The following is a 24,276-nucleotide window of genomic DNA, read 5'->3' as shown; positions in this document are numbered from 1 at the left end:
GGAACAAACCGGCCTCGCGCAGCGCTGTCCCTGATACCCCATTGGGTATGCGGGGAGCGGCCGACGCCCCTCGGAACGTCACCGCTTGGCGAAGGAGCGTGAGGACGATGGCGACGACAGGATGTGACCACCCCCCTGGCGGCGGGGAGGAACGGCTCGTGACCACCTGTGGACGCAGCATCGCCGTACGGCGCCTGAGGCTCGCGCCGACGGGGCGAGCCCTCACCCGCATCGCCCTCGACGTGGGCCGCGACCAGGGCGACGAACCGGGAGTGTGGGCGGCCCTCACCGCCGGCGAGGCCCGTGACCTGGCCCGTCTGCTCCTGCTCCACGCCGACCTCGCCGAACGGGGCGCCGAGCCCGTCGGACCGGGCCGCGGGGACACGTCGGCGACGTGATGTCAGTTCACCCGCCCTCTGTCCTCCAGATACCGGGTATGTGACTCCTGGCGCCGCGCCTCGGTCTCCCGCAGCGCCGCGGCCAGCCCTTCCGCCTCCTTCCCCAGCAGGGCGAGCTGCCGCTCCAGGTGCCCTTCCGGCGGCTCGGTGCCCGGCGTCATCCGTGTCCACCACCGGGTGCGCACGAAGCCGTCGACGGCTTCGGGGAGGTCCTGGCGCACGGTCCGCGCGAGGGTGTGCACACCCTCCGGGTCCTGGGCGAGCACCTCGGCGACCCAGCCCGGGTCCAGCAACGCGCCCAGCAGGTCCGTCAGTTCGGTGAGACGGTCCGCCGCGGCCGACGGCAGGTCGACGTCCGCCAGGTAGTCACCCAGCTTCCCGAAGTCCTCGCGCAGCGCGTCCAGCCGGGCCGACGGCTGCGGGAATTCCGGCGGCGAGGGCCGCTCCGGTGGGGCGATCAGCGCGCCCGCGCCGTAGAGCCCGGCCACGACGACGGGCCAGTACGGTCCGGCCACGCCGTGAGGCCGGTGTCCCTGCGGACCTGGTCGAGCACCGGTGCCATGTCGGCCAGCTCGCTGGAGGCGAGGATGCGCAGGGTGCCGGGATCGGGGGCGTCGGGGGCGGGCTTCGGGTTCGTGGAGCAGGCGGTCAGCAGGACGGCCGCGAAGGCGGCCACGGCCGGAGCTCGTCTCACGCTGACCCCCCTTCCAGCGCGTCCCGCGACCGGCTGCGTTCCAAGTAGGCGCTCGCGCCGCGCAGTTCGGCCGTGAGGTTGTCCACGGTCGTCGCCATCGCCTCGGCCGCCCGGACCTTGTACGTGTCGATCGCGTCGAGGGTGCGGTAGATCTGCTGGAACGCGGACCGCAGGGTCTCGGCGCCCACGGCCGGGTCCGCGGCGATCCGCTGGACCTCGCCGCTCTGCGTCGCGAGCATCTCGGCGTTGCCCCGGACGAGGTCCTCGGTCGTGCCGCGCAGGGCGTTGACCTGCTCGACGACCTGCTGCTGGTTGTCGAGCGCGGAGGCGAGCATCACGGAGATGCGCAGGGCGGAGACGGTCGTGGTCGCCGCCCGGTCGACGCCCTTGATCAGCTCGTCGTTGTTGCGGCGTACGACGTCCATGGCGAGGTAGCCCTGGGCGCACACGGCCAGCTGGGTGAGCAGGTCCTGGTGCTTCTGCCGGACGGGGAAGAGCACGTCGGCGCGGAGCGAGTCGGCCGCCTCGGGATCCGCGGTGCCGGCGATGTGCTGCTCGACGGCCGTGTCCAGGGCCTCGGTCAGCACGACGTACTCCTGCAGCGTGCCCATGGTCTCCCACAGCCGCACCCGCTCGGTCTGCATCACGGAGTTGTCGCGGCGCAGTTCGTCCTGGCCACCGCGCAGCGAACCGACGATCTTGTTCAACGTCCCCTGCGCGGAGGCGTACTTGGCGACGTGGTCGCGCAGCCTGTTCCCGCCGGGCAGCCGGGAGAGGAACTTCCGCCCCTTGCCGGCCGGCAGGTCCCGGGGGTCCAAGTCCTCGACGACGCGCCGCAGTTCGACCAGCGAGCCGGCCACCAGCGACTGGGCGTCCCCGCCCTTGCCGGGCAGACTCCGCACCGTCCGCTCCAGCATCCGGTTGGACTGTGCGCTCGCGCTGCGCATCTCACCGGCGCCCAGCGCGGTGACCTCCCCGACCTTGCCGGCGAACTCGGGCGAGCGGGCGTCGAGGGCGGCGAGCGAGGCGACGTACGCGGAGGCCTTCTCCGCCATGGCGGTACGGACGCCGTCGTCGACGGGCACGAGCCCGCCCGCCTTCTCCCGCGGGACGGCCGCGACGGCCTCGGGCGGGGTGAGCGTGAAGACGTCGTCCCCGCTCAGAGTGTTCTGATGGGCGTTCTGATGGCTGTTCTGGCTGGTGTTGAAGCTGGTCATGCCGGTCCCCCGTTCATCCGCGCGCCCGGCGCGCCATCTCGTGCAGCACCGCGGAGGTGGGCACGGGCGCCTGCCGGACGCCGGTCAGTTCGTGCTTGAGAAAAGTGCCGGCCGAGGCGAACTCGGTGGCGGCGCCCTGCGGCCGGAAACCGTGCCGGACCGCGAGCCGCCGCAACTCCTCATCGGTGGAGAGGAGTTCGGCGAGCGCCTGGCCCCTGTCCGTCATCGGCACGACGGTGTGGTCGCTGTTGACCGTGGTGTCCGGGTAGAGCACGACCAGGTCGCCGGGCTGCTGCCCGCGCGTGAGAAGCGAGGCGACCTGTGACTCGTAGACCCAGACCAGCGGGTTGCCGGCGCCGCTGACGAAGTCCCGGAACACGGCGTCCGAACTGGACTGCTGGGCCCCCTGCACGGTGACGAGCTTCCTGAGCAGCGGCTCGGTGCGGTCGAGGCCCGCCTTCCCGGCGACCGCCCGTCCGCCGTTCGCCACGTAGGACGCGGCGGCGAGGTAGAGGGCACCGGAGTTGGAGGACTCGGGATCGGTGCTGGAGATGAGGAGCGTCCCGCTCAACTCTCCGTGTCCACCCGTCCCCCTGAGCTGCTGCCAGGTGCGGTCGTCACGGGCCGCGGCCAGATAGGCAGCCATCTTCAGGGTGCCGCGGTGCCCGCTGTCCAGGGTCGCGAGGCCGTTCGCCGCGAGCACCCGGGCAGTGCCGCGGTGAGCCACCACGACGAGGGGCGAGTAGAACGGCCTGGGAAGCGTCCCGCGCACCTTGTACCGGTTCGCCAGCTCGACGGCGGGCGCCTGACTGGACGGGAAAGCGAGGTCGTACCCCTTGAGGTCGAGCCCCTCCATGGCCCAGGACCCGGAGGTCTCGGCCCGTACGGTGTAGCCCTTGGCGGCGAGGGCCCGCACCACGTCCGGATCGGCGAAGTACTCGGCCTTCTCCGATCCGATCACCATCCGCACGGTCTTCGTTGCCGTGCTCCTGTCCTCGTCGTACCGGCCTGCGACGACGGCGGCCACCACGCCACCGATCAGCAGGACCGCGAGGACGATCCCTGCGATACGTCTCACACCGGGGAGCGTCCTCGCGGAATCCAACATTCCCTGCCGCCGGGCATGAACGGCGGGTGTCACCCCGGTCCCGGAACAACACGCGATCTGCGGCCGTCACCCGGTCCGCATCCAGAACGTTGACGCAGATGCACAGGCATGGTTGCCACAGGAGGGGCACGTGAGCGATCGTTGCCTTCAGGCAACTTTTTTCTGCGACCGGATGAGGTGAGGGATTCGCCCAGCGGATCCTCGAGTATGGGTTACCCCCCTGAACAGAGCCGTACCGACGCAAGGTCGGACGCCCTGTGGGCCAGTGCTCCCCATCCCGTCCTGATCGCCGACGCAGGGGGCACGGTGCTGGCCCGCAACGGCGTCGCCGGTGATTGCCTGCCCATGGCCAGTCCGGGTAGGTCCCTGGCCGACACGGCTCCGGCGTGGCTGGCCGCGGCACACCAAGCGCTGCCTCTTCCCGGGCGGTTCGCGGGCTCGGCCGTGGACCCCGCGCCCGTGGGGGTGATCGGTGGGCGACGCTTCCGGGCGCACCCCGGCGTGCACGAGGACGGCACCGTGGTGTGGTGGCTGGTCGACGACACCGACGGCCGGCAGGCGCGGGAAGCCCTGCGCCTGGAGCGGGAGCGGACCGCGTTCCTCTCCGAAGCGTCGAGCGCCCTGCAGTCCTCGCTCAATCTGCGGCGCTGCATGGAAGTGACCGCGCAGCTGGCCTCGGAGAGGCTCGCGGACGCAGCCCTGGTCATCGCGCCGGCCCGTGGCCGCGGGCTGCCGGTGGTGACCTGCCTGAAGGGCGGCATCCCCACGCGCTCCCAGGAGCCGGTGGACCCGAACGACGTTCCTGGCCTGGGCGAGGCGCTGCGCGGCTTCCCTCCGGTGCCCTCGCGGTGGATCGATCCGTCCTCGGCCCCCGGGTGGCTGATCCCCGAGGGCTTCGGCTCCGCCGGCTCGATAGTGATCACCGCACTGCCCGGGCATGGCGTCCCGGCCGGGGCGCTCGTCCTGCTGCGCCGCTCGGACACGGCCACCTTCACCGAGGAGGAGGAGGCCTTCGCCCGTCTCTTCGCCGCGCGGTCCGGGGCGGCGATGTCGGCCGCGCGCCTGTACGCGGAGCAGCATGCGATCACCGAGGTCCTCATGCGGGAACTGCTCCCCCCGGAACTGCACCGGATCTCGGGGGTGGACTTCGCGGGCGGCTACCGGCCGTCGGCCGACCACGAGCGGATCGGCGGCGACTTCTACGACGTGCATCCCGCGACCGTGGAGGGCGAAGCCTCCCTCGTCGCGCTGGGGGACGTGTGCGGCAAGGGCGTGGAGGCGGCCGTACTGACCGGCAAGATCCGCAACACCCTGCACGCGTTGCTGCCCCTGGCCGACGACCACCAGCGAATGCTCGGCCTGCTCAACACCGCGCTGCTGAACTCCGACAGCACCCGGTTCGCGACCCTGATCCTGGCCTCCGCCGTCCGCACGGGCAGCACGGTGGACCTCAGGCTGACCAGCGCCGGCCATCCGCGTCCGCTGATCATCCGCGCGAACGGCACCGTCACCGAGGCCGACACCCGGGGCACTCTGGTCGGGGCCATGCCGGATGTCGCCGCCCACAGCGTTTCCGTCACCTTGGCGCCGGGAGAGTCCTGCGTCCTCTACACGGACGGAATCACCGAGGCCAGGGGCGGGCCGATGGGCGACGCCCTGTTCGGCGAGGAGCGTCTGCGGCGCGCGCTCGCCGGGTGCGCGGGCATGCCGGCGGAGGGAATCGTGGCACACGTCCAGATGCTCGCCGCGCAGTGGCTCGGCGACCGGCGCCACGACGACATGGCCGTCGTCGTCATCTCCGCACCCCGCACCGGCCACCTCAGCACGGTGAACGGCCGTATCCGGGGCAGGCGCACCACATGAGCACCAGCACCTCACCACCCTGCCCCGCCGACGGCACCACCCTCGAGGAACTGACCGGCCACCTGTGGAGAACGGTTCTGGCCGGCGACGAGTACGCGGCGACGCAACTGGTGCTGCGCGCCCTGGACGAGGGGCTGGACGCGGAGAGCATGCTGCTGGACGTGATCGCGGCCGTGCAGGGCAGGATCGGCGAGGAGTGGGCCGCCAACCGCATCAGCGTCGCCCGGGAACACGCCGCGACCGCCATCAGCGAACGGGTCGTGGCCGCCCTCGCCCTGCATCCCTCCGCGCGCACCGCCCCCGCCCGGGGGCGGATCACCGTGGCCTGCGTGGACGGTGAGTGGCACGCGCTGCCCGCCCGCCTGCTGGCCGAGGTGCTGAAGCTGCGCGGCTGGCGGGTCGACTACCTCGGCGCCCAGGTACCGGCCCCGCACCTCATCTCCCATCTGCACCACACCGGCGCGGACGCGGTCGCGCTCTCCGGTTCGATCGCCAGCAGGCTGCCCACCGCGCACGCCACGATCACCGCCTGCCAGGCCGTCGGCGTACCCGTGCTGGTCGGCGGCGCCGCCTTCGGGTCCGACGGCCGGCACGCGGCACGGCTCGGCGCGCAGGCATGGGCCCCCGACGCCCGTGCCGCCGCCGACGTCCTCGCCCGCGGACCGCTGCCCCGCCCGCGCACGGGCCACCAGGAGGTCGACGATCTGCCGCATCTGGCCGATCAGGAGTACACCCTGGTCGCCCGCAACAGCACGTCCCTGGTGCGAAGTGTCTTCACCGGCCTGGAAGATGCCGTCCCCGCCATGCGCGCCTACAGCGAAATGCAGCGTGAGCGCACGGCGGAGGACCTCGCGCACATCGTGGAGTTCCTCGCCGTCGCCCTCTACCTCGACGACCAGGAGCTCTTCGCCCACTTCCTGGCCTGGACCGCCGACGTGCTGGTGGCGCGGGGCGTGCCCGCGCACAGTCTGCCGCCGGCGCTGCGTCTCCTGGCCACGGAGCTCAAGGACTTCCCGCGGGCCTGCCGCATCCTCGAACACGGCACCCGGGTCCTCGCCACGTCACACGGCGCGACGGGAAGCCCGGCATGACGACGCTGCCGCCCACTCACCTGCAGCTGACCCTGGCCGGCACCGGAGACAGGCTCCGGATCGAGATCGACGGCGACCTCGACTACGACACCGCCGACCGGCTCCTGGACACGGTCACCGCGCACCTCGCCGCACGGCCGGACCTCGGCCACCTGCACCTGCGCTGCGCCGGGCTCGGCGTGACCGACTCCATGGGCCTGTCCATCCTGCTGATGATCCGCCGCCGCACCATGGCCGCGGACGTCCGGCTCCATCTCGAGGACCGCCCCGCGCACCTGGACCGTCTCCTGGAGATCACCGGCACCTTCGCCTACCTCACGGGGAGCGCCCCCGGCGCCCCGAAGGCTCCGGAGACCTGAGGGGCGGCGGCAACGGGCCGGACCGGTCATTCTTCGAGGTCCGGGGCGTTGTCCGGGCCGTCGTAGCGGCCCTCCCCCGCTGATCCGTGGACGGCGCGGACCGGCTCGGTCACGGCCCTTCGGATGGCGCGCCGCTGGCCGGCTGTCGTCGCCCCCCAGATGCCGTCGTCCTCGCCGTGGTCGATCGCCCAGGTGCGGCAGGAGACGAGCACGGGGCACCGCCGGCACACCGCCCGGGCATAGCGGGCGTCGGCCTCGGAGACGGTGGAGTCGGAGAGCGGGAAGAAGACCTCCGGGTCCTCCCCGACGCAAGCTGCCCGGTCACGCCAGTCGCGGTGGTCCGGGGATGCGTGAAACGAGCCGGTCATGGTGCACCTCTGGTCGGCCCGACTGCATGCAGTGCGGGCGATGGCTGCGGCACGCGGCCGTACCGCACGCCCGGCAGAGGCTCGTCTCACGGTAAGGGAGGATGCCCGATTTATGCCAGAGCCAGAGGGTGCTCTCCGCGACCGCCTGGGCCTCGCCGAACTCCGGCCCGCGGCCCGGCTCGCGTGGACCACGGTGACGGACACGCCCGCGCGGGCGGCATCCGGGCCCGCCGGCGGAGTCCGACGGGCCCGGCCTGGGCACTTCTGCGCAGTGATCCGCTTGGCCGGGGAAGCCCGGCCGCCGGCTTCGTACGGCCGGGCAGCGGGCTCAGCGCCTCGTGCGGTCGTGCCCCGTCCCCGTCGCGTCCGCAGCGGCGTCCGCGCCGGAGTGTTCGCCGCCGGACGCGGGCGGGGCCGGCGGCTTGCTCGGCGGCATCGGCGCGGCGGTGACCAGGACTCTGGCGTACGCGCCCATGACCGCCGCGGTCACCACGAGGATCACCAGCCAGCGCAGGTGCAGACGGGCGGGCAGGCTCAGGACCCAGCGCAGCGGGCCACCGGATGGGGGGCTGCCCGCGCGGCGGCCACGAGAACGTCCGGCTCGGCTCATCGTCGGCTCCTTCTGTTCAGGGCCCGCGAACGCCGACGGGAACGGCCGATCTGATCGCGGTATTCGAGCAGTTCCAAGGGCATGTCGAAGGCGACGGCCGCCACGATCTGCGGGCCGTGCGGCGTCTCGCGGGTGTAGCGGGCCACGAAGCGCTCGGCACGCAGCGATCCCTCGGTGATCTCCACATCCGTTCCGAGGGACGGGTTGCCCACGGCCTGGATGCGGGTGCCGTGCTGCTCGGACCAGAAGCGCGGGACCGGTGCGAAGCGGGCGGCACGCTCCGGACCGCGCAGCAGCGCGTCCGCGGCGTGCTGTCCCATCTCCACGGCGTGGATGAGATGTTCGGTACGGCGCGGCTCGGCGTCGAAGCGCAGGTTGGGCCAGCGGGCCACGTCGCCCGCCGCGACCACGTGCGGAGTCGGCCGGCCCCAGTGGTCGACCGCATGGCAGGTGGCAGCGCACAGCACGCCGTCGGAGACGTCCAGTCCGCTGTCGCGCAGCCATTCCGTGCGCGGTTCGCTGCCCAGACCGAGGACGACGAAGTCCGCGTCGATCAGCTCGCCGTCGTCCAGGCGCAGCCTGAGGACGTCGCCGTGGTCCTGCCAGTCGGTGATCGTGGTGCCCAGCCGTACGTCGACGCCCGCCCGGCCCTGGATGTCGGCGACCACGGCACCGACCCGCTCGCCGAGGACCCTGCGCAGGAGCGGCGCGCTGTGCACGACGAGGGTGACCTCCAGACCGTGGTCGCGGAGCGTGCAGGCCAGTTCGCAGCCGACGAATCCGCCACCCAGGATCACCACGTGGCGGGCCTGCTGGGCCTCCATCGCCCGCCGGACGGCGACCGCGTCCCCCAGACTGCGGATCGTGCGGATACGGTCGCTGAACAGCGGCGCCTCGGGAAGGCGCTTGGCGTCCACCCCGGTGGCCAGCACCAGCCCTTCGAAGGGAATCCGCTCGCCGCCCCGGAGATGCACGGCCGATCCGTACAGGTCCAGGCCGACCAGGCCGGTGTCCAGCAGCCAGTGGGCGTCCAGCTCCTCCTCCGCCCTGAACGCCAGTTGCTCCGCCGCCAGTTCCCCGGCAAGGAACTGCTTGGACAGGGGCGGGCGGCTGTAGGGGCGGTGCGACTCCTCGCCCACCATGACGATCTCCCCGTCGAAGCCCCGTTCCCTGAGGCGGCTCGCGGCGCTGAGGCCGGCCAGCCCCGCGCCCGCGACGACGATGCGCCGGCGGCTCGCCCGTGCCGACGACCCGCTGCGCAGCGGATTTCCGGGAGGCCGCTCGCCGGGGCTGCGGGAGGTGCGGGTGCGCCCTCCCTCGATCTTGACCGCCTGCATGGGGCAGCACCGCGCGGCCTGGCGCGTCTTGGCCGCGAACTGCGCCGGCACGGCGCGGGTGTAGTGCAGGGAGCCGCCTTCGGAGATCCGGAAGACCTCGGGCGCCTCCTGCTGGCAGATCCCGTAGATGTGGCAGCGGTTGTTGTCCACGCTGATCCGGACGGGCTCGTCCTCCGGGACCAGTACGGGCCGGGGCAGGTCGAACGACTCGGCCGGGATCGCGGGTACGGCCGCGACCTCGGCCGGGGCCTGCCGTGGGCCCGGCACCGCGGCGGGGCGCACGAGCCCCTGCTGGCTCTGCTGGGGGATGAAGGGTACGACCCCATGACCGTGTTCCTGGGCCGTGGGCGGGAGGTGCTCCGGCGGCTGCCCGGCGTGCGAAGGGGTCACCTGGCGGCTCCGGCCTCGGTCGGGAAGGCCCGGCGGCGAAGTCTGGAGCGCGAGGGAAAGACACGGATGAGGAAGGCCACGAGGACCGTGCCGGCACCGGTCGCCACGCTGACCGCGACCAGGTTCAGATGCCGCGGTTCGGGGTGGACCAGGAAGACGTGCAGCCAGATCATGGCGAAGGAGACGTAGGCGAACTGGTGCACCCGCAGCCAACGGTGGTAGCCCAGGCGGTTCTGCAGCCACACCGAACAGGCCACGGCGATCGCCAGTTCCGTCCCGAGAATGCCCAGGCCCACCGGTATCCGCTGGAGGCCGCCCGAGAAGGGAAGGGCCAGCTGTGTCCAGCCGATCCGCCATATCGGCTGGTAGAGGAAGGTCAGACCGTGGATTCCACCGAAGATCATCGCCGAGAGGGCCAGCGTCATGTGGGCCCCGTAGAACGTGGCCCTGTTGACGGCGCGCTGCATGAACCGAAGCCGGAGCATCACACCGAGGACGACGGTCGAGACCATCAGGACGTAGGCGATGAGCGCGGCCAGCCGGGCGATCTTGTGCGCACCCACGTCGTAGGGAACGTGTGCGCGATACGCGTCCAGCGGTGACCCCGGTATCGGCGGCGCGGCGACGGCCTCGGGCGCCAGGAAGGCACTGAGGCCGAGCACCGTCACGGCCACGACCAGCCACCTGGCTCTTCGGACGACGGCAGGACGGCAACCGGTGGGCACCCTGTCCCTCGGCATGTTGTGAGCTCCTCGCATCGACGTGCCCGCGGAACGCAGGGTGCGGGCCGGCCGGTCGGAGCCGCCGCACGTGGAGTGCATTCGCGCGGGGGTGACACCAATGCCCCCGTTTCCCGCACAGGCGGCGCGCCGCCGGCCGCAGACGCTACACGAATCCAGACAGCGGATCGGGGCCTTCCGGAAGGCAAATCCCTTGAAAATGAATGGAGTTGTCCGTTTTGGCGTATGGTTTGAGCCGGTTCCGTGGACAACCTCTGAATGTCCTCTGAATCCCGTGCCGGGGTGGGGGCTTTGCGCGAAGGTTCCGGCGACGACGTGCCCGACAGCGGCACGGCGGGACGCGATCAGCCCCTCGGCGCCCGGTCCAGGCGCAGGGCCAGTGCCGGGCAGGCGGCCACCGCGCGCCGCGCGTGCGCCAGGGCTTCGCCCGTCAGCGGGGCCGATCCCACGATCGGATAGCCCCACTCGTCCAACTCGATCAGCTCCGGGAGGAGCTCGGAGCACAGGCCGTAGCCGTCGCAGGCGATGCGGTCGATCCCGACGGTGTGCGATCCGGGAGAGGGCGTGGCGGTCATGGCGGTCACCTCCAGTCCCGGTCGCCGGGCGCGGGTGTGTGCGGAAGCGGCAGGACGGGTTCGTGTCCGGCCGCCGCGCAGGGCCCGTACCTCAGGTGGTGGTGCACGTCGTCGGCGAAGACCCGCAAGGCCGTCGCGGCGAAGCGTGAGGCGCCGTCGGGGTGCCGGCAGGCGCCCCGCCCGGCGAGCAGTCCCACCCGGCCCTCCAGCCGCTGCAACTGGCCCGGTCCGCACCGGCCGTGCGCGAGTTCGGCGAAGTCCGTCGCGACGGCCGGCAGTCCGAGCCGGCACGGCCCGCACTGCCGTGCGCTCTGCGCCGCGAGATGCCCGAGCACCCGGGCCGCCTCGGCGAGTCCGCACACGTGGGCGGGCAGCGCCACGACCACCCCGGCACCGGGTCCCGCGCCGAGCGCCGCCAGGTCCGACTTGGTGAAGGGCACGCGCAGCGCCTGCCCGGCCGGCAGCCAGCTGCCGAAGAAGCCGCCCAGCAGTACGGACCCGAGCGGTTGCGAGGCCCCGCCGGCGATGTCCAGCATCTCGCCGAGCGGCAGGCCCATCGGCACCTCGTAGACGCCCGGGGTGTGCAACGCGCCGGAGAGCGTGACGAGGGTGGTGCCCGGGGCGTCGGGGCGTCCGGCACCACGGAACCAGCCGGGGCCGTAGCGGGCGATCAGGGCGAGGTGGGCAAGGGTCTCCACGTTGTCGATCAGGGTGGGGCGGCGGGCGACTCCCTTCTCGAAGGGGCGCGGCGGAGTGGCCAGCGGGCGGGCGTCGCCGCCGTTGAGCCAGCGCACCAGGGACGTCTCCTCGCTGGAGACGTAGTGGTGGGGCAGTTCGTGCACCAGGACCGGCACCCAGTCGAGGCCCAGCCGCCGGCGCTCCTCGACCGCTTCGCGCAGCGCGCGGGCCTGGTCCTGCCGCGTGCGCGGCAGGACCAGGTGCGCCTCGTCCGCACCCACCCCGGCGGCGGCCAGGGCGATGCCGTCCAGCACCAGGTGGGGGGCGAGGTCCAGCAGGGTCTCGTCCTTGCTGCTGGCGGGCTCGCTCTCCATGCCGTTGGCGACGAGTACGGCGGTGCCCTTGCCGGCGGCGACGGTCCGCATCTTGCGGCCGGTGGGGAAGGCGGCGCCGCCCCTTCCGGTCAGCCCGGCGTCCTCCACCGCGCGCACCAGCCGGTCGGCCGCGCCGGCGGTACGCGGAAAGGGCGGCGGACCGTAGCGTCCCAGGTGCTCCTCGACATCGGCCGCGCCGCCGGTGGCGTACCAGCCGTGCAGCAGCCTGGAGCCGTACGGGCCCTGCATGCCCTCACTGCCGTCGCCGACCCGCGGGGCGGTACGTCCGTCGGTCATCGCGTCGGTCATTCGGAGCCTCCCCCATCCTCGGCCGGCACGGGCGCCGGCTGTCCGGCGACCGTCGCCACCGGCGCGGTTCCTCCCGCGCGGTGTGCCCAACCGGGCTGCAACGGACCGGAGTTCATGAACGCGACCAGCACCACGGGCACGGCCGCCGCCGTGACACCGGCCCACAGCCGTGCCGCGACCCGGCCCGGACCCGCCCGGTACAGGCGCCACCAGACGGCGCCCACGACGACGGCGAGACAGGCGAAGTACAGGGCGAGCTGCTGCGGGAGCCGGGTGTCGGTGCCGGTTCCGGCGGCGTGGAAGAGCGCCACCGGCCAGGCGGCGTAGGCCAGCCAGTGCACGGCCTTCCACCGCCGCTGCCCCAGGCGCAGCCGTACCGCGCTGGTGAGCGCGACCGCGAGCAGCAGGTCGAACGCGACCGTGCCGAGCCCCAGCCACAGCGGCCGGTACGAGGAGACGAACGGCACGACCGTCGCGAGCCAGCCCAGGTGGACGAAGGTGTCGAGAAGGGCGGTGACGATGTGCAGGGCCAGGAAGACCAGGGTCAGCACCGACAGATTGCGATGCAGGGCGCTCACCTCGAAGCGGGCGATCCGCTGCGGCTCGTACCGGCCGCCCACGGCGATGCCGAGCGCGACGGTCGCGGTGAGCAGGACCAGGGCGACGGTGCCGCCCGCCCGGGTCGCGTACCACAGCGGGCTGGGGCCGGCGGCGGCCAGCGTCACGAGGGCGGTCACCGGGTGCCTCCCGCGGTGTCCTCGGGCCAGCCGCACACCCGCTCGACGCGTCCGTCCACGCGGACCAGACGCGCGGGCAGTCCCGCCGCGCGCAGACGGGCCGGGGCCCGTTCGCCGAGGACCACGGCCTCGGTGCTGGCGGTGTTGGCCGCCACGCAGTCGGCGGCGGCGACGCTGACCGTACGCCAGACCGGGGCGGGGATGTCGCCGGTGAACGGGTCGACGATGTGGTGCAGTCGCCGTCCGCCGCGGCGCCAGGTGCGCACGGCGGTGCCGGAGGTGGCGAGTCCGCCTCCGGTGACGCTCACCGTGGGCCGTCCCTCGGTGTCGGGGGCCGCGTGGTCGTCGGCGAGGGCGATCCGCCATCCGCCCGGCGGCGCCTCGCCCGCTACGGAGAGGTCTCCGCCCAGGTTGACCAGGACACCGCAGCCGGTCGCCTCGGCCGCGCGGCGAGAAGCCCGGTCCGCGGCGAGGGCCTTGGCGGTCGCCCCGAGGTCGAGCGCGATGCCCGGGGGCAGCCGCAGCCGCCGGGCGGCGCGGTCCCATTCGACCGCCCGCCAGCCCGCGGCCGGTCCGGCCACGCGGACGGGGGTCGCGTCCTGCGGCCGCAGCGCGGCGAACGTGACGTCGTAACCCAGCGCCCGTACGGCGCTGCCGACGGTGGGGTCCACGACGCCCTCGGTCGTCTCGGCCGCCCGCAGGGCGACGTCCAGTGCCTCGGCAAACAGCGCGCCGACCTCGTGGACGGCGCCCGGCGCGGCGTTGGCGCGCGACAGCTCCGAGTCGGGGCGGAAACGACTGCACGCCACGTCGATGGCGGCCAGTTCCGCGTCGAGGACGTGCCGTGCCGCCTCCAGCGCGCCCGGGTCGGTGACCAGCAGCGAGGCGGTGGTGCCGAGCGCCCGGAAGGAGACCGACGCCGGTTGTGTGGCGGCGGTCATGACGAACCCGACGTGGTGTGGGAGGGCTGGGGGGTCGGTGTGGGGCTCTTGGTGGCGGGTGCGGGCGCCGCCGAACGCGTCGTCGGCGGGGCGACGGGGGTCGTCCGCTGCGGCACGGTCGCGTGCGGCGTCGTGAGGGTGGGCCGGGGGGTCCCGGACGGGGCCGGGGTGTGCGCCGGGGGCCGCGACGCGGCGGACGCGCCGGAGGCGGGGCCGGGTGTGGTGGAGGCGGGCGCGGGCGCCCCGGTCCCGGAGGCGTTCCCGGACGGCGGCGAGGACTGTCCGGGCAGTGCCTGGGCGTACCCGGTGGCGAGCGCCACGGAGCCGGCCGCTGCCGCGACGGCCACCCAGCGGGTGGTGCTTCCGACCCGGCTCAGACCGCGCTCCCGGCGCCGCACGGCACCGGACGGCGTGGGGTGGTCGGGGTGGGGCATGGTTCCTCCTCGGCCGTCGGTGCGCCGTCGGCGAGCGTTCCGCTCCCGGCGGGGCACCTGTGGGTATCCGTCCTCCAGCCTGCGCAGTCGGACGTCGGGAACCGGTTCAGGAATCCTTCAGAACCCGCAAAGATGCGCATACACGCAGGTCAGGGCATGCCCACGGGCACGAGTCAGGTGCCGTTCGCCGCCGGACCGCCGCGCTGGGACCGGCCGCCACCGCGCTCACGCCCGCGCCGGGGCTCGGGCAGGGACAGGGCCACGGTCAGCCCGCCACCGGGCGTGTCCAGCAGTTCGGCGGTGCCGCCGTTGGCCGTGACCAGCCGGTGGACGATGGCCAGGCCCAGCCCGGTACCGGTCGCCTCGTGGTTGCCGAATCTGCGGAACGCGCTGTCCCGCGCGGCGCGGGTCATCCCGGGACCGTTGTCGACGACCCGCAGCTGAACCGCCCCGCCCTGCCGTCTGCCGGTGATCAGCACCTGGCCGCCCTCCGGAACCGCGTCGAGGGCGTTGGCGACCAGGTTGTCCAGCACCTGCTCCAGATCGCCCTCTCCGAGGAACGCCAGGAGTCCGGGCCGGCACTCGGCAGCGAGCCGGACCCGGCCCGCGTCGGCGACGGGTTCCCAGGCGGCGACCCTCTCGGTCACCAGCCGATCCACCCGGACCGGCACCGGCCGGGGCACCGCGTGCTCGGCGCGCGCCACCGCCAGCATGCCGTCCACCAGCCGGGACAGCCGGGCGATCTCCCCCTGCGCGTCGGCCAGTTCCGTGGCCGTGTCCCCCTCCGCGTCGGCGGCGAGCAGGTCGAGCCGCAGCCGGAGCGCCGCGAGCGGCGTCCGCAGCTGGTGCGAGACGTCGGCGACCACCGCACGGTGACCGTGCACCAGGGCCTCGGTGCGCGCGGCCATCGTGTTGAACGTCGCGGCGAGGCGGCGCACCTCCTGAGGTCCCTCCTCGTCCGGTGCCCGCACGTCCAGCGCCCCCTCCCCCAGCTGCTGCGCCGAGTCGTCCAGCACCCGCAGCGGCCGGCCGACCCAGCGGGCCAGCAGCACGGACATCAGTACGGCCGCGCCGAGCGCGCCGACGGCGATCAACGTGAGCCAGCCCCACATCGCCAGGATCCGGTCGTGCAGCGGATCGGCGGCCCGGCTCAGGACGGCGACCCCGACGGGATCCGAGGCGTCCCCGATCGGCACGGCGGTCGTCAGCCACTGGTCGTCCTGGAGCACCCGGGTGCCGGGACGGGCGAGCACCGAGGAGACGAGCCCCGCGGAATCGTCGTCGGCCACGTCGGAGCACGATGTCGACAGCAGCTCGTGGCCGGCGCTGTCGTAGACGGTCGCGCAGTCGCCCCTCTCGTGGGCCTCCTCGACGAGGGCCCGCGCCGACGCGTCGGACTTCCGGTCCGACAGGTGCTCCTCGGCGGCGGCGGCGACCGCCCGCGCCCTCGCGGCCGCCTCGTCCCGGAACGAGGTCTGCTCGCGCTCCGTCATGAGCAGCCCGAGCGGCACCACCGCGAGCACCAGAATCGCGGTGATGAGGGCGAGAACGCTGAGTGCGATACGGCGGGTCACCGCACCGGTCCCACCTCGCCGAGACGGAAGCCCCGACCGTAGACCGTCTCCAGCAGGCCGGGCACGCCCAGCTTGCGGCGCAACGCGGCCATGTGGACGTCCAGCACCTTGGTGGGCCCGTACCAGTGCGCGTCCCAGGCACGCTCCAGGATCTCCTGGCGTGTCACGACCCGTCCGGGATCGGCGGCGAGGCAGTGGAGGATGTCGAACTCCTTGGGCGTCAGCGCGACGTCCACCCCGCCGACCGTCACCTTGCGGGTGCGCGGGTCGACCACGAGCGGGCCGTGAGTCAGCAGTTCCGGCGCGGACGGGCGGGTGCGCCGCAGCACGGCCCTGATCCGGGCCAGCAGCTCCGCCAGCCCGAAGGGCTTGACGAGGTAGTCGTCAGCGCCTTCGTCGAGGGCCGCGACCCGGTCGCCCTCCTCGCCGCGCGCGGTCACCACGATGATCGCCGCGTCCGACCGCCGCCGCAGCAGCCGGCAGAGCTCGATGCCGTCCATGTCCGGCAGCCCGAGGTCGAGCAGGACCACGTCGGGCGACGGTACGTGGGTGAGCGCACCCCGTGCGGTGTCGGCACTGCTCGCCCGGTACCCCGCCCGGACCAGACCGCGCAGCAGCGACCCCGCGAGACCGGGGTCGTCCTCGACGACGAGCACGGAGTACCCGTCGGGGTCGGCCCGAGGGCCGCTTTCCTGTTCCACGGCACCAAGCGTAGGACGACGCGGGCGACTCCCCGGATCGGCCCGAGAACCGGACGCATGCGGGGGACGCTGCCGCGACAGCGCCGCGGTCGCCCGGCTTTGCCACTTCTGAACGTTTCCCCGACGTCCTTCCGACGCGGCCGGGCGCAAGCTGGGGACAGGGCGTCCGCGAGCCCGGGCGTCCGCCTCGCGGCACCGGCTTCATCTGAAGGAGGCCCCGGCCCATGTACGAACCCACGCACGAGCCCGACCCGGTACGGCGACGCGACCGCGGGCTCCTGCGGGTGGGCAGCACGACCCGCAGGACCGCCAGCGCCGCGACAGCCGCGGCCCTGCTGCTCGGCGCCGGCTACGCCCACGTCCTGCCCAGCGTCTCCTCGCTGGCGTCGGACGCCGTCGAGCACTCGTCCGGCGACCACCAGCGGTCCCAGGCCCCGGCCAACGCGCCGGGCTCCACCACGCAGCAGCCGCAGACGACGAGCGGAGCGTCCTGACTCCCGGATTCTCCGGGAGAGACGCATCCTCCGAGCGGGCACGAGGCGAATCAACCGAAGGAGCCGACCCACCGGGAGAGACCATGTCCGACGCCGTGCCCGCCCGACTTCACGCCTACCTCAGCTACGCCTCCGCCCCGTCGGCCCTGGAGTGGCTGAAAGCCGTCGGATTCGATGTCCTCGTACGCCAGGAGGGCCCCGACGGCCGTGTCGCGCACGCGGAAGTGCGCATGGGAGAGATCGCGCTGATGCTCGCCAGCGCCGACAACGAGTACACCGTCGCACCCCTCCGCGGCGTCAGCAGCGGCAGCGGGCTGTATCTCTGGCTCGCCGGAGCGGCCGACGTCGACGACTGGTATCGCCGCGCTGTCGACGCCGGTGGGCGTGAGGTCATCCCGCCCGAGGACACGCCATGGGGCAGCCGCCGCGCCCGCGTCCTGGACCCGGAGGGCCACGAATGGAGCGCCGGCACCTACCGGCCCGGTCAGGCGTGGTAGGACGAGCGCGGCAGGGGGGCCGTCGCGGCGGCACCCGTCAGCGGCAGCCGGAGGTGGCATCGTGACCGAGTGGGTGCTGCGGCCCGACGGCGGCCGCCCGGAGGGCCGCACCTGCGTCCACCTCGAAGACGCGGGTCCCACGCCGGCGCCCCGGAGCGACGTGTGCCCGCAGTGCGCCGCCCGAGGACACCGGGAAAGGCGTCTGCGGATCTGTCTGACCTGCGGGCACGCCGGATGCAGTGACAGCGCGCCGCTCGCCCATGCGACCGCTCACTTCGAGGCCAGCGGGCACCCCCTCGCGGGTTCGGCGGAACCGGGAGAGAACTGGGCCTGGTGCTACGTCGACGAGGTGTTCCTGCACAGGCCGGACCCCGCCTGAGGATCGCCGCGCACGGAAGGCCGGGGACGTGGCTGCCGCGTCCGGTGTCCGTCCGCCCACGGCCACTCGTCGATGACCGCTCCGAAGTGGGCGCCGTGAGAAGGACGTGCGCGAGCGGTTCCACCTGCCGCCGGAAGGCCTCCCGCCACGCGCTCAGCGGACCTGGATGGGCTGGTCCATCCCGAGCTGCTTGTGACCGGGGATCGGGCAGTACAGGTCGTACGCGCCCTTCTTCAGGGTGACCGTCAGCGTCGCCTGCCGGCCGCCCTGGATGTTCTTGGTCCTGGCGTCCTGCACACCGGGGCCCACGATCGACAGCGCATGCGTGATCTTGCCGGCGTTGTCGGTGACGAAGGTGTACGTGCCGGGCGTGAAGGACGACTGGGACAGCTTCAGCGCGTACTCGGTCTCGGTGACCGTCACCCGGGTTCCCGAGCCGGCCGTGCCCGCGCCGGAACTCGCCGGCCCCTTCGCCTGACCACCGCCCCCGCCGGAGCAGGCGGCCAGGACGAGTGCGGCGCAGAAGGCCACCCCGGTCGTACGAAGTGCGGTACGGCTCGTGTGTGCCGAGATTGCCATGCGGCTCATCCCCTTCGGGGCCCGCCACGAGACGTCGGGCTTGTCCGCGTCTGCCGGGAGAGCCCTCAATGGGAGATACGAGCGGCCTTGCCCAGCTGTTCAGTGATACTGGGACGTCGTCCCCGGAGATCGCCCCAGCAGGGGGCGATCGACCGGGAGGACCCGCCGACCGGTGCGCCGTCCTCCATGACGGCCTCAGCACGGCCTCGGCGTTCCGGGCCGCCCGGGCATGGCCCACCGCTCGACACCGTGCCCGGCCTGCGGCTCGCCGACGGCTTCGCCCGGGTGGAACACTGGGCGCTCACGCGCGGGTCGCGGTCGCCGCCGGTGCGCTTCGCCCCGGCGAGCGCCCCGACCCGATACGTGCGGGGGCGTGCGTGAGGGCGACGAGAGGCAGCCCCGTCATGGCTCCGGCACCGTGCGCGGCACGGCCCACGCCCGGCCGGCGTCGCACTCTGCGCGGGCCCCGGCATGGCTCTACCCTCGGTCTGTGACGCAGCCCGAGCAGCGCGCCGAGGGCGCCGGACCGTTCACCACCCGGCTGGCCTGGCACCTTCCCGACGGTGGCAGCGCCGTCTGGGAGTCCCGCCCGGCCCGACGGCTTGGTGTGCTCCTCGTCCACCCACCGGGAACCACCGAGAGCCGGCACACCAGCGCCGACGACCTCGGCACGGCCCGACTGCGCAGGCTCAACTCCATCGCCTCCACCGCCTTCGTCATCGGCGGCGCCCTCTTCATGGCCGGAGCCGCCATCGCCGAGTTCGGCTCCGGCGACGCCGTCACCTGTGCCTCGGTCTACTTCGCGGGCGGGATCTTCTTCACCACCGGCGGCTACGCCTCACTGCTCCAGGTGATCAACGCACCCCGCCACGTCCCCGGCGGCGAAGCCCGACTGGTCACCCGCGGCTGGCGCTGGTGGAGCTACGAACCGACGCGACTCGACTGGCTCAGCACGTTCGTCCTGTTCACCGGCACCCTCGTCTTCGGCATCAACCTGCTCGACTCCTTCCTCCAGGGGCTGAGCGTCCGGCAGGTCAACCGGCTGATCTGGACTCCGGACGTCGTGGGCTGCGTCCTCTTCCTGGTCTCCGGCCACCTCGCGCTCGCCGAGGTCTGCCACGGCCGGCCCTGCGTCCACCGGCGCAGCCTCGGCTGGTGGATCGTCGCCGTGAACCAACTCGGTTCCGTCCTCTTCATGGTCTCGGCACTCGCCGCCTACACCCGCCACTCCACCGGCAGCCTCGTCAACACCCACATCGCCAACTGGGGCACCCTCACCGGCGCACTCTGCTTCTGCGTCGGCGGCTTCCTGCAGTTCTACGAACGCCCCTGAACCCCCTGCGGTCAGGTCGACCGCGCGGACGATCCGGCCTCACCCGTGATCGCGGTGCTCAGATGCTTCTCCAGGAAGGCGATCTGCGCCGCGACGGCCTGTTCGTGCGACTCGAGGAACGGGGCGTAGTGGCGGCCCGACAGGTGGACCACTTCGGATCGAGGTGCGGTCCGGGCGGCCCGCACGGCAGGAGCGGGGAGCACGCTCTGGTCCTGGTCGCAGACGACGACCAGCAGGGGGCACCGGATCCGGGAGGCGTGGCGGCCGGGCCGGTATCCGCCGAGTTTCAGCACGAGCCGTGCGGCGACGGTCTGCTCCCAGTTGGTGTGGCGGCGGTCGGGGTCCAGGGCCCGGTCGCCGTCCATGGCGTCGGGCGTGGTGAGCGAGGCGACGGCACCGCGCGGCCCGGCGGTCGGGACCAGCAGCGGCTGCCGCCCGGCGAGGCCCCCGAGTGCGTCCGCGATGCCGCGGCCGAACAGGCGCAGCACGGCGAGGGGTGTCATGGAGCGCAGCGCGTGGGGTGCGACGGCGCGGCCGTCGACCAGTGGGGTCTGCGCGATCGCGCAGGCCAGGTGCGGATGGTCGGCCGCGACACGGAAGACGTGGCCGCCCGCCAGCGAGAAGCCCCAGATCGAGATCCTTTCCGGGTCGACGTCCGGCAGGCCGGCCGCGTGACCGATCGCGGCGTGCCAGTCGGCGATCTGCTCGTCGAAGCGGACGATCTGGCGCGGCACGCCTCCGCTCTCCCCGAACCGTCGGTGGTCGAAGGCCAGGACCGTGAAGCCGGCGTCGTTGAATCGCGCGGCGAACTGGTCCGAGGCCGGCTCCTTGGTCACCGAGGTGCCGCCGGCCATGATCACGCAGCCGCCGTTGACCCCCGGGTAGTGCCATGCGGCACATGTGGTGTCACCGCTGGTGAAACGGACTTTCTCCCGTTGCGTGAACGTCGGCACAGGGACCTCCATGATGAACGGTCGTGGGCGCGGCTCGGTCCACCGATTCCGGCACTCCGTCGGGGACGGGCCGCAGCGGATGCCGTCCATGCTTGGCGCGCGGTCCCCGAGATGGGCGCCGAGCGGCGCCGAATGAGCGAAACTCGCCTTCATGGCGCACACATCGGCGGATTCCGTACTGAGCCTCCTGGATCAGCGGCTGGTGGCCGCGCTGCAGTGCGACGGCCGCCTCACCGCGGAGCGGGCGGCCCACGTGCTGGGGCTCAACCCCGCCACGGTGCGCCGTCGCCTGCACGCGCTCGGCGCCGACGGCACCGTGCGCGTGGTGATCTCACCGGTGGCGCGCCCGCGCGGCGGGGGTTCGGCCGGGGCCCTGTTCCTGCGCATCCGGGTCCTGCGGGGAAAGCTCGACACGATCGTGGCCGCGCTCGCGGCGCGCGAGGACATCCCGTTCATCGACGTCACCACCTCGGGCGACGAGATCTTCGCGGTGGCACGCACCGAGCCGGGCTCGCGCGACCCCCTGGTCTTCCGCCAACTGCCCTCCACCCAGGCGGTGACGTCCCTGGAGAGCGCCACCATCCTGCACGTCTTCCGGCTCACCTCCGAGTGGCGTCACCAGGTGCTGACCGCGGCCGAACGCACGGCGCTGGGCCCTGCCGAACCGGTCGCCGCGGCGACGGCTTCCGGCTCCGCGGGCCTGTACGGCGTCGACACCGACGCCCTGGAGCAGTCGCTCATCGACGCCCTCACCCCCGACGCGCGCCTGACCGCGGCGGACCTGGCCGCCCGCACCGGGCACCCGGAGAGCACGGTGCGCCGCCGCCTCGCCCGCCTGACCTCCCAGGGCCGCCTGATCACCCAGGTCCTGGTGGATCCACGCCGTCTGGGGCTGTCCATCGAGGCCAAGCTGCTGCTGCACGTGCCCCCCGACCATCTGGCCGCCGCCGGCCGGGCTCTGGCCCAGCACCCCGCGGTGCACGGCGCGTTCGCGACATCCGGACCCTCCAACCTGCATGCCGCCGCGTACTTCCCCCATCTCTCGGCCCTGTACGACTTCCTCTCCCGCGATCTGGCCGGCCTGGGCATCACCCACGTCGAGACGGCCGTCGTCAGCCGCGCCGTCAAACGCACTCCCCCACCGGTGATGGAGGCGAACCGCGCGAGGAGGCCGCCGCGCCCGGCGCGCGGCACGTCAGGAGCAGACCGGCGAAGTCGCCGACCCTGACGCCGACCGCCCGGGCGTCACCGATCGAGAGCCCAACTGCCGGGACGCGCTGCGGGACGGCGATCTGCCGCCGCCGGCCTCGCTGTACCTGGGCGAGCCCGGGTACATCCTCGACTTCGTCTCGCCGTATCCCCTGGCGTACGAGGAGGAGCTCACCGCCGAACTGCACCGCGTCGCGTGCACCCCGGCGGAACGGGTGCAGTGCAACAAGGTCCGCCTGACCAACGTGGCGCGCACGTACGGTGACGAGGGCGGGGGCCCGTGCACCGGTCGCGTTCCGATGCACCGGCGCCGCGCCACCGGCCCGCACCGCACCGGCGTAGACGAGCCGTGGCCGTCCCCGCACGGTGTCAGAGGCTGCTGAGCAGGGCGAGGCGCTCCGCGCTGGTGGAGTCCTGCTCGGCGTAGTAGACGACGATCAGCTGGCGGGCCTGCGGGCGCACCAATTTCTCGTAGTGCAGGTCGAGTTCGCCGACGAGCGGATGGTTGAGCCGGGTCCGGCCGGTGTCGCGGCGGCGGACCTCACGGCGGGTCCACAGGGTGCTGAAGCGCTCGCTGGCGACGGTGAGTTCGCCGATGGTCTCCAGCAACTCCGGGTCGGCGTCGTCGATGTCGATCATGGCACGCAGGCCGGAGACGGTCTTGGCGGTCATGTCGTCCCACTCCGGGTAGAGGCCGCGCATCTCGGGTTCGAGGAAGGCGGCCCTGAGCGGGTTGTGGCCCACGGCGAAGAAGGGGCACAGGAGCACGGCCGACCGGTTCGCGGCGACGACGCGTCCGCTGGGCACCTGGGCGTAGGCGGGGGTGTGCGGCCAGCTGTCCAGGAGTGGCTGGAGATCGCCCTGGTTCGTACGGGCGCGGCCGCGTGGCCTGCGGGCGGGCGGCGCGGGGTGGGCGAGACGGTGCAGGTAGGCGATGGCGTCCTCGTCGAGCTGGAGCGCGCCCGCCAGGGCGGTCAGGATCTGGTCGGAGGGGTTGAGGTTGCGGCCCTGTTCCAGCCGCAGGTAGTACTCGGGGCTGATGCCCGCCAGCTGGGCGACCTCCTCGCGCCGCAGTCCGGGGACCCGGCGCCGCTCGCCGGGAGGCAGCCCGGCCTGCTGCGGACTGATCTGCCCGCGCCGGGTCCGCAGGAACGCGCCCAGGGTGTCGGCACTCTCGTACGCCATGGGTGCGACGCTAGCGCCCCGGCCGGAAAGGCTCACCGGCGGGCGACGCCCGGCAGACCTTCCGGCCATGGCCCTACCCATTGAGGAGCCCGAGGCGGACCAGGCTCTCCGCGGTCGCCACGACTGCGTCCTCGTTGGAGCGCGGGGACCAGTCCAGTTCCTTGCGGGCCTTCGCGTTGGAGGCGCGGCGCACCACGCCCAGCTGCGGGACCGTCTCGCGCAGCGCCGGGCTGACCGTGGCGAGCAGGCGCAGCAGCCAGGCCGGGGCCGAGCCGGTGGGGGCCTTGGCGGCGGCCTCGCCCACCCGTGCGCGCACGGCCGTGGCGATCTGGTGGAAGGAGATCGGCTCGCCCGCGAGCGCCAGGTACCGCTGGCCGGCCGCCTGGGGCGCCGTCATGGCGCGCAGATGCAGGTCCGCGGCGTCGCGGACGTCGACCGTGTTGGTCCAGATGGGTGGCGCGGCCCGCATGCCGCCGGTCATCATCGCGTGGATGATCCGGATGGACGCGGAGTAGTCCGGCCCGAGGACCGGGCCGAAGATTCCCACGGGGTTGACGACCGTCAGCTCCAGCCCGTCGCGCTCGTTCGCGACGAAGTCCCACGCGGCCCGCTCGGCCACGGCCTTGGACTTGATGTACGCGGACACGCCCGGCCCGTCCGTCCTCGTCCAGTCACTCTCGTCGAACGTCCGCCCGGTCCGCTCGTGTCCGTACCCCACCGCCGCGAAGGAGGAGGTCAGCACGGTGCGCTTCACGCCCGCGTCCCGGGCCGCGCGCAGGACTCGCAAGGTGCCCTCACGAGCGGGGACGATCACCTCGTCCTCGTGTGCCGGCCGTGTGCCCGGGAACGGTGAGGCCATGTGCAGGACGTAGTCGGCTTCCGCCATGGCTCGGTCCCAGCCGCGGTCGGAGGTCAGGTCCGCCTCCAGGTAGGAGACACCGTCCGTGTGCGGGGCTCCGGCCACGGTGAGCATCCGCTCGACGTCGGGGCGCCGCGCGAGGGAGCGCACGGTGGTGGTGACGGTGTGTCCGGCGGTCAGGAGCTGGGCGATGGTGTGGGAACCGAGAAACCCGGTTCCGCCCGTGACGAGTACGTGTGCCATGCCCTCATGGTCGGCAGCCGGGCCGGCGCGTTCCAGATCCCGCCTGT

General features: G+C 73.3%; 28 protein-coding genes. 9 read left to right on the top strand and 19 right to left on the bottom strand.

The window, feature by feature from the left end; all coding sequences use genetic code 11:
- The first annotated feature begins 158 nt into the window (after positions 1–158).
- On the top strand, positions 159–398 hold the full coding sequence (locus tag ACIRPX_RS20965; protein ID WP_404196537.1) for a hypothetical protein: 240 nt from the start codon (positions 159–161) through the stop codon (positions 396–398).
- Positions 399–400: 2 nt separating this feature from the next.
- On the opposite strand, the gene ACIRPX_RS20960 is transcribed toward ACIRPX_RS20965, so the two are convergent.
- From ACIRPX_RS20960 to ACIRPX_RS20945, 4 genes are read right to left on the bottom strand one after another with little or no spacing between them, the layout of a single operon-like run.
- The gene (locus ACIRPX_RS20960; protein WP_404196535.1) at positions 401–913 is read right to left on the bottom strand and encodes a hypothetical protein; all 513 of its coding nucleotides are present in this window, start codon (positions 911–913) and stop codon (positions 401–403) included.
- Positions 856–1,092: a hypothetical protein gene (locus ACIRPX_RS20955; protein WP_404196532.1), complete on the bottom strand. Its 237-nt coding sequence runs from the start codon at positions 1,090–1,092 to the stop codon at positions 856–858. Before ACIRPX_RS20955 ends, ACIRPX_RS20960 begins: the two co-directional genes overlap by 58 nt.
- Positions 1,089–2,309 carry a toxic anion resistance protein gene (locus ACIRPX_RS20950; RefSeq protein WP_404196529.1) on the bottom strand — a complete coding sequence of 407 codons (1,221 nt, stop codon included), beginning with the start codon at positions 2,307–2,309 and terminating at the stop codon, positions 1,089–1,091. The genes ACIRPX_RS20955 and ACIRPX_RS20950 overlap by 4 nt, the downstream gene beginning before the upstream one ends.
- 13 nt (positions 2,310–2,322) lie before the next feature.
- Entirely contained in the window at positions 2,323–3,387 is a 1,065-nt protein-coding gene (locus ACIRPX_RS20945; RefSeq protein ID WP_404196526.1) for a substrate-binding domain-containing protein, read from the bottom strand.
- A gap of 237 nt (positions 3,388–3,624) precedes the next feature.
- On the opposite strand from ACIRPX_RS20945, the gene ACIRPX_RS20940 reads away from it, so the two are divergent.
- The 3 genes from ACIRPX_RS20940 to ACIRPX_RS20930 are packed head-to-tail and all read left to right on the top strand — an operon-like array spanning position 3,625 to position 6,730.
- Positions 3,625–5,280, top strand: a complete 1,656-nt coding sequence (locus ACIRPX_RS20940; protein WP_404196523.1) for a PP2C family protein-serine/threonine phosphatase — start codon at positions 3,625–3,627, stop codon at positions 5,278–5,280.
- Positions 5,277–6,371, top strand: a complete 1,095-nt coding sequence (locus ACIRPX_RS20935) for a B12-binding domain-containing protein (RefSeq protein WP_404196520.1) — start codon at positions 5,277–5,279, stop codon at positions 6,369–6,371. The genes ACIRPX_RS20940 and ACIRPX_RS20935 overlap by 4 nt, the downstream gene beginning before the upstream one ends.
- Entirely contained in the window at positions 6,368–6,730 is a 363-nt protein-coding gene (locus tag ACIRPX_RS20930) for an STAS domain-containing protein (protein ID WP_404196517.1), read from the top strand. Before ACIRPX_RS20935 ends, ACIRPX_RS20930 begins: the two co-directional genes overlap by 4 nt.
- Before the next feature lie 26 nt (positions 6,731–6,756).
- On the opposite strand, the gene ACIRPX_RS20925 is transcribed toward ACIRPX_RS20930, so the two are convergent.
- From ACIRPX_RS20925 to ACIRPX_RS20875, 11 genes are all read right to left on the bottom strand, one after another.
- Complete coding sequence (locus tag ACIRPX_RS20925; RefSeq protein WP_404196514.1) at positions 6,757–7,098, bottom strand: WhiB family transcriptional regulator; 342 nt, start codon at positions 7,096–7,098, stop codon at positions 6,757–6,759.
- A 328-nt stretch (positions 7,099–7,426) separates the two neighbouring features.
- Complete coding sequence (locus ACIRPX_RS20920; RefSeq protein ID WP_404196511.1) at positions 7,427–7,708, bottom strand: hypothetical protein; 282 nt, start codon at positions 7,706–7,708, stop codon at positions 7,427–7,429.
- Complete coding sequence (locus tag ACIRPX_RS20915) at positions 7,705–9,435, bottom strand: FAD-dependent oxidoreductase (protein ID WP_404196508.1); 1,731 nt, start codon at positions 9,433–9,435, stop codon at positions 7,705–7,707. The genes ACIRPX_RS20920 and ACIRPX_RS20915 overlap by 4 nt, the downstream gene beginning before the upstream one ends.
- A complete protein-coding gene (locus tag ACIRPX_RS20910; RefSeq protein ID WP_404196505.1) occupies positions 9,432–10,175 on the bottom strand; it encodes a ferric reductase-like transmembrane domain-containing protein in 744 nt (247 codons plus the stop codon). The genes ACIRPX_RS20915 and ACIRPX_RS20910 overlap by 4 nt, the downstream gene beginning before the upstream one ends.
- 344 nt (positions 10,176–10,519) lie before the next feature.
- Positions 10,520–10,750 (bottom strand): ferredoxin, encoded by a 231-nt coding sequence (locus ACIRPX_RS20905; protein ID WP_404196503.1) that lies wholly within the window; start codon positions 10,748–10,750, stop codon positions 10,520–10,522.
- A gap of 5 nt (positions 10,751–10,755) precedes the next feature.
- The gene (locus ACIRPX_RS20900; protein WP_404196500.1) at positions 10,756–12,111 is read right to left on the bottom strand and encodes an NADH-ubiquinone oxidoreductase-F iron-sulfur binding region domain-containing protein; all 1,356 of its coding nucleotides are present in this window, start codon (positions 12,109–12,111) and stop codon (positions 10,756–10,758) included.
- On the bottom strand, positions 12,108–12,848 hold the full coding sequence (locus ACIRPX_RS20895) for a ferric reductase-like transmembrane domain-containing protein (RefSeq protein WP_404196498.1): 741 nt from the start codon (positions 12,846–12,848) through the stop codon (positions 12,108–12,110). Before ACIRPX_RS20895 ends, ACIRPX_RS20900 begins: the two co-directional genes overlap by 4 nt.
- A complete protein-coding gene (locus ACIRPX_RS20890; protein WP_404196496.1) occupies positions 12,845–13,789 on the bottom strand; it encodes an FAD:protein FMN transferase in 945 nt (314 codons plus the stop codon). The genes ACIRPX_RS20895 and ACIRPX_RS20890 overlap by 4 nt, the downstream gene beginning before the upstream one ends.
- Positions 13,786–14,223, bottom strand: a complete 438-nt coding sequence (locus ACIRPX_RS20885; protein ID WP_404196493.1) for a hypothetical protein — start codon at positions 14,221–14,223, stop codon at positions 13,786–13,788. The genes ACIRPX_RS20890 and ACIRPX_RS20885 overlap by 4 nt, the downstream gene beginning before the upstream one ends.
- Before the next feature lie 173 nt (positions 14,224–14,396).
- The gene (locus tag ACIRPX_RS20880; RefSeq protein ID WP_404196490.1) at positions 14,397–15,797 is read right to left on the bottom strand and encodes a sensor histidine kinase; all 1,401 of its coding nucleotides are present in this window, start codon (positions 15,795–15,797) and stop codon (positions 14,397–14,399) included.
- Entirely contained in the window at positions 15,794–16,498 is a 705-nt protein-coding gene (locus tag ACIRPX_RS20875) for a response regulator transcription factor (protein ID WP_404196488.1), read from the bottom strand. The genes ACIRPX_RS20880 and ACIRPX_RS20875 overlap by 4 nt, the downstream gene beginning before the upstream one ends.
- Positions 16,499–16,722: 224 nt before the next feature.
- Between ACIRPX_RS20875 and ACIRPX_RS20870 the strand changes: the two genes are divergently transcribed.
- The 3 genes from ACIRPX_RS20870 (at position 16,723) to ACIRPX_RS20860 (ending at position 17,868) form a co-directional block, all read left to right on the top strand.
- Positions 16,723–16,992, top strand: coding sequence for a hypothetical protein (locus tag ACIRPX_RS20870; RefSeq protein ID WP_404196485.1), 270 nt, complete (start codon positions 16,723–16,725; stop codon positions 16,990–16,992).
- A gap of 83 nt (positions 16,993–17,075) precedes the next feature.
- On the top strand, positions 17,076–17,489 hold the full coding sequence (locus ACIRPX_RS20865; protein ID WP_404196482.1) for a VOC family protein: 414 nt from the start codon (positions 17,076–17,078) through the stop codon (positions 17,487–17,489).
- A gap of 61 nt (positions 17,490–17,550) precedes the next feature.
- Complete coding sequence (locus ACIRPX_RS20860) at positions 17,551–17,868, top strand: UBP-type zinc finger domain-containing protein (RefSeq protein ID WP_404196480.1); 318 nt, start codon at positions 17,551–17,553, stop codon at positions 17,866–17,868.
- Positions 17,869–18,021: 153 nt separating this feature from the next.
- Here ACIRPX_RS20860 and ACIRPX_RS20855 read toward each other — a convergent pair whose 3' ends face one another.
- Positions 18,022–18,447 carry a copper-binding protein gene (locus tag ACIRPX_RS20855; protein WP_404196477.1) on the bottom strand — a complete coding sequence of 142 codons (426 nt, stop codon included), beginning with the start codon at positions 18,445–18,447 and terminating at the stop codon, positions 18,022–18,024.
- A 490-nt stretch (positions 18,448–18,937) separates the two neighbouring features.
- Between ACIRPX_RS20855 and ACIRPX_RS20850 the strand changes: the two genes are divergently transcribed.
- Complete coding sequence (locus ACIRPX_RS20850) at positions 18,938–19,780, top strand: hypothetical protein (protein ID WP_404196474.1); 843 nt, start codon at positions 18,938–18,940, stop codon at positions 19,778–19,780.
- Between the two features lie 11 nt (positions 19,781–19,791).
- Here the strand turns inward: ACIRPX_RS20850 and ACIRPX_RS20845 are convergent, their stop codons facing one another.
- On the bottom strand, positions 19,792–20,733 hold the full coding sequence (locus tag ACIRPX_RS20845; protein ID WP_404196471.1) for an alpha/beta hydrolase: 942 nt from the start codon (positions 20,731–20,733) through the stop codon (positions 19,792–19,794).
- A 151-nt stretch (positions 20,734–20,884) separates the two neighbouring features.
- Between ACIRPX_RS20845 and ACIRPX_RS20840 the strand changes: the two genes are divergently transcribed.
- A complete protein-coding gene (locus tag ACIRPX_RS20840) occupies positions 20,885–21,961 on the top strand; it encodes an Lrp/AsnC family transcriptional regulator (RefSeq protein WP_404196468.1) in 1,077 nt (358 codons plus the stop codon).
- Positions 21,962–22,311: 350 nt separating this feature from the next.
- Here ACIRPX_RS20840 and ACIRPX_RS20835 read toward each other — a convergent pair whose 3' ends face one another.
- Both ACIRPX_RS20835 and ACIRPX_RS20830 read right to left on the bottom strand, forming a co-directional pair.
- The gene (locus tag ACIRPX_RS20835; RefSeq protein ID WP_404196466.1) at positions 22,312–23,127 is read right to left on the bottom strand and encodes a helix-turn-helix domain-containing protein; all 816 of its coding nucleotides are present in this window, start codon (positions 23,125–23,127) and stop codon (positions 22,312–22,314) included.
- A gap of 73 nt (positions 23,128–23,200) precedes the next feature.
- On the bottom strand, positions 23,201–24,229 hold the full coding sequence (locus tag ACIRPX_RS20830; protein WP_404196464.1) for an SDR family oxidoreductase: 1,029 nt from the start codon (positions 24,227–24,229) through the stop codon (positions 23,201–23,203).
- Between the last annotated feature and the right edge of the window lie 47 nt (positions 24,230–24,276).

Origin of the sequence: Streptomyces sp. NPDC101225 (genome assembly GCF_044767585.1) — a bacterium.
Classification (GTDB): Bacteria; Actinomycetota; Actinomycetes; order Streptomycetales; family Streptomycetaceae; genus Streptomyces.
The sequence above is the reverse complement of the archived record's forward strand: the minus strand, read 5'-3'. Positions and strand labels throughout refer to the sequence as shown.

Coding starts and splice junctions, on each gene's coding strand:
- ACIRPX_RS20930 (WP_404196517.1), top strand. CDS start 6,368: ATGACGACGCTGCCGCCCACTCACCTGCAGCTGACCCTGGCCGGCACC.
- ACIRPX_RS20935 (WP_404196520.1), top strand. CDS start 5,277: ATGAGCACCAGCACCTCACCACCCTGCCCCGCCGACGGCACCACCCTC.
- ACIRPX_RS20920 (WP_404196511.1), bottom strand. CDS start 7,708: ATGAGCCGAGCCGGACGTTCTCGTGGCCGCCGCGCGGGCAGCCCCCCA.
- ACIRPX_RS20905 (WP_404196503.1), bottom strand. CDS start 10,750: ATGACCGCCACGCCCTCTCCCGGATCGCACACCGTCGGGATCGACCGC.
- ACIRPX_RS20865 (WP_404196482.1), top strand. CDS start 17,076: ATGTCCGACGCCGTGCCCGCCCGACTTCACGCCTACCTCAGCTACGCC.
- ACIRPX_RS20925 (WP_404196514.1), bottom strand. CDS start 7,098: ATGACCGGCTCGTTTCACGCATCCCCGGACCACCGCGACTGGCGTGAC.
- ACIRPX_RS20910 (WP_404196505.1), bottom strand. CDS start 10,175: ATGCCGAGGGACAGGGTGCCCACCGGTTGCCGTCCTGCCGTCGTCCGA.
- ACIRPX_RS20890 (WP_404196496.1), bottom strand. CDS start 13,789: ATGACCGCCGCCACACAACCGGCGTCGGTCTCCTTCCGGGCGCTCGGC.
- ACIRPX_RS20835 (WP_404196466.1), bottom strand. CDS start 23,127: ATGGCGTACGAGAGTGCCGACACCCTGGGCGCGTTCCTGCGGACCCGG.
- ACIRPX_RS20830 (WP_404196464.1), bottom strand. CDS start 24,229: ATGGCACACGTACTCGTCACGGGCGGAACCGGGTTTCTCGGTTCCCAC.
- ACIRPX_RS20950 (WP_404196529.1), bottom strand. CDS start 2,309: ATGACCAGCTTCAACACCAGCCAGAACAGCCATCAGAACGCCCATCAG.
- ACIRPX_RS20870 (WP_404196485.1), top strand. CDS start 16,723: ATGTACGAACCCACGCACGAGCCCGACCCGGTACGGCGACGCGACCGC.
- ACIRPX_RS20840 (WP_404196468.1), top strand. CDS start 20,885: ATGGCGCACACATCGGCGGATTCCGTACTGAGCCTCCTGGATCAGCGG.
- ACIRPX_RS20885 (WP_404196493.1), bottom strand. CDS start 14,223: ATGCCCCACCCCGACCACCCCACGCCGTCCGGTGCCGTGCGGCGCCGG.
- ACIRPX_RS20900 (WP_404196500.1), bottom strand. CDS start 12,111: ATGACCGACGCGATGACCGACGGACGTACCGCCCCGCGGGTCGGCGAC.
- ACIRPX_RS20940 (WP_404196523.1), top strand. CDS start 3,625: ATGGGTTACCCCCCTGAACAGAGCCGTACCGACGCAAGGTCGGACGCC.
- ACIRPX_RS20855 (WP_404196477.1), bottom strand. CDS start 18,447: ATGGCAATCTCGGCACACACGAGCCGTACCGCACTTCGTACGACCGGG.